This window comes from Myxosarcina sp. GI1, from assembly GCF_000756305.1.
In the GTDB taxonomy this organism is placed as follows: Bacteria; Cyanobacteriota; Cyanobacteriia; order Cyanobacteriales; family Xenococcaceae; genus Myxosarcina.
The window spans coordinates 1-2,124 of the sequence record NZ_JRFE01000071.1 but is presented as its reverse complement, the minus strand read 5'-3'; the positions used below and the strand labels follow the sequence as shown (position 1 = coordinate 2,124).

1 protein-coding gene is annotated in these 2,124 nt (G+C 44.9%); it reads left to right on the top strand.

The window, feature by feature from the left end; translation table 11 throughout:
- The first annotated feature begins 38 nt into the window (after positions 1-38).
- Positions 39-1,631 (top strand): gamma-glutamyltransferase family protein, encoded by a 1,593-nt coding sequence (locus tag KV40_RS31620; protein ID WP_036489769.1) that lies wholly within the window; start codon positions 39-41, stop codon positions 1,629-1,631.
- The last annotated feature ends 493 nt before the right edge of the window (positions 1,632-2,124 follow it).

Sequence of the window (2,124 nt, the reverse complement as noted above, 5' to 3'; positions counted from 1 at the left end):
AGCGAGTCGAAAATCTTAAATCGAATGCCTGTCAGCTTATGGAATACGATCTTTCTCAATATCCTTACTCTTCTCAGCGACGAGCCGTACTTGGCAAAAACTGTGCCGTAGCCACTAGTCAGTCTCTAGCAACTCTGGCAGGAATGGAGATGTTTTGGGCAGGGGGTAACGCAGTGGACGCGGCGATCGCCTCTGCCATTGCGATAACCGTTGTCGAACCAACCTCTAACGGCATTGGGGGAGATGCTTTTGCTTTAGTTTGGGATGGCAAGCTATACGGACTTAATGGTTCGGGCAAAAGTCCTCAAGCTATGAGCCTTGAGTGTTTTGCTGGGTTAGAGTCGATACCAGAATTAAGCTGGCTTACCGTGACCGTACCAGGAGCAGTTTCGGCTTGGCAAACTCTAGGTCAACGGTGGGGAAAGCTACCTTTTGAACGATTATTCGCTCCAGCTATTCGCTATGCTAAAGAAGGGTTTCCTGTATCTCCAGTAACGGCAGCAGCGTGGAAACGAGCCGAACAAGTCTATTTACCACTCAGTGCTCCTCATTTTACCCCATTTAAACAGGTCTTTTTTCCTCAAGGACGCGCCCCCAATGCTGGTGAAATCTGGGCAAGTCCCAATCATGCCCAAACTCTTGAAGAAATCGCCGTTAGCGGGGGAGAAAGCTTTTATCGCGGCAAACTGGCCCAAGCGATCGCCGAATTTGCCGAAGAAACAGGCGGTTTACTCAGTGCTACAGATTTGGCTAATCACCAATCACTTTGGGTAGAGCCAATTTCTACGCCATATCGTCAGTATCGAATTTGGGAGATTCCTCCCAACACTCAAGGAATTGCAGCGTTAATGGCACTCAATATTCTTGAAGGATTCGATCTCGCTTCTGTTCCTCGTGAGACTGTCTCTAGCTACCACCAACAAATTGAAGCGATGAAGCTGGCTTTTGCCGATGTATACTGTCACGTTGGCGATTCAGACTTTATGAATGTATCTTGTCAACAGCTTTTAGATAAAGCTTATGCTGCTCAGCGCAGGCAGTTAATTCAACATCAAGCACTTCACTTAGCAAAATCGGGGTTAGCTTCAGGCGGAACTGTTTATCTAGCAGCAGCCGATCGCAATCTAATGGTTTCTCTAATTCAGTCCAACTATAAAGGCTTTGGCTGCGGTATTGTGGTTCCTGGTACTGGTATTGCACTGCATAATCGTGGTACTGGCTTTACCTTAGAGAAAGGACATCCCAATCAGGTAGCACCAGGCAAAAGACCTTTCCACACGATTATTCCTGGATTTATTACCGAAGGCGATCGCCCGTTAGGCTCTTTTGGGGTAATGGGTGCTTCCATGCAGCCTCAAGGACATTTACAAGTGCTTCTCAATTTAATCGACTATGGGATGAATCCTCAAGCAGCCCTCGATGCTCCTCGCTGGCGATTCGTTAGTGACAACCAAGTTTTAGTCGAATCGGGAGTTTCACCTGCGCTCGTGCAGGTGTTGCGCGAACGAGGTCACGATATTCAGTTTGCTCCACATACGATGTTTGGCAAAGGTCAAATAATTTTATCGCACGGTGAGGGATTAGTAGCTGCAACGGAACCACGTGCTGATGGGATAGCTTTAGCACAATAGAATGTAAATGCAGCGCTCCCACTAAAGTTAAGACGTATTTAAACTAAGTCGTAATAATTATATGCTTATACCGTACTGGCAACCGCACTATCTGCTTGGATGAAGTTTCTCACCGATGAAAAACATCTCGACCGCCACTTAAAAGATGACCACGAAGCAGTTTACCGATAACTTTCAGTCGAAAGTATTGCCAGACAAGATTATCTTTCCAACCCGATCTTTTAATAGTTTTGCCAGCATTGTTAATAATTATAACGAGATTGCATGCGCTCCAAACTTGCAACCTAATAGGTAAATAGAAAAAACAAAATTTTATAGTCAAACAATTCTGTTTTTTCTAAATAGCTTTATTCTCAATAAAGGAGAACAACATGCAAAATATTAACGAATTGGATGTGTTTGTCGATCTCACGCTTGAAGAAATGGAAGAGCTAAAAGGTGGTCTTAGCATCAAACCAAGTACGAGTAAACCCTCAATACCCGACATATGTAC

Bases quoted from the DNA above. Each gene is read 5' to 3' on its own strand.
- KV40_RS31620 (WP_036489769.1), top strand. From the start codon at position 39: ATGGAATACGATCTTTCTCAATATCCTTACTCTTCTCAGCGACGAGCC.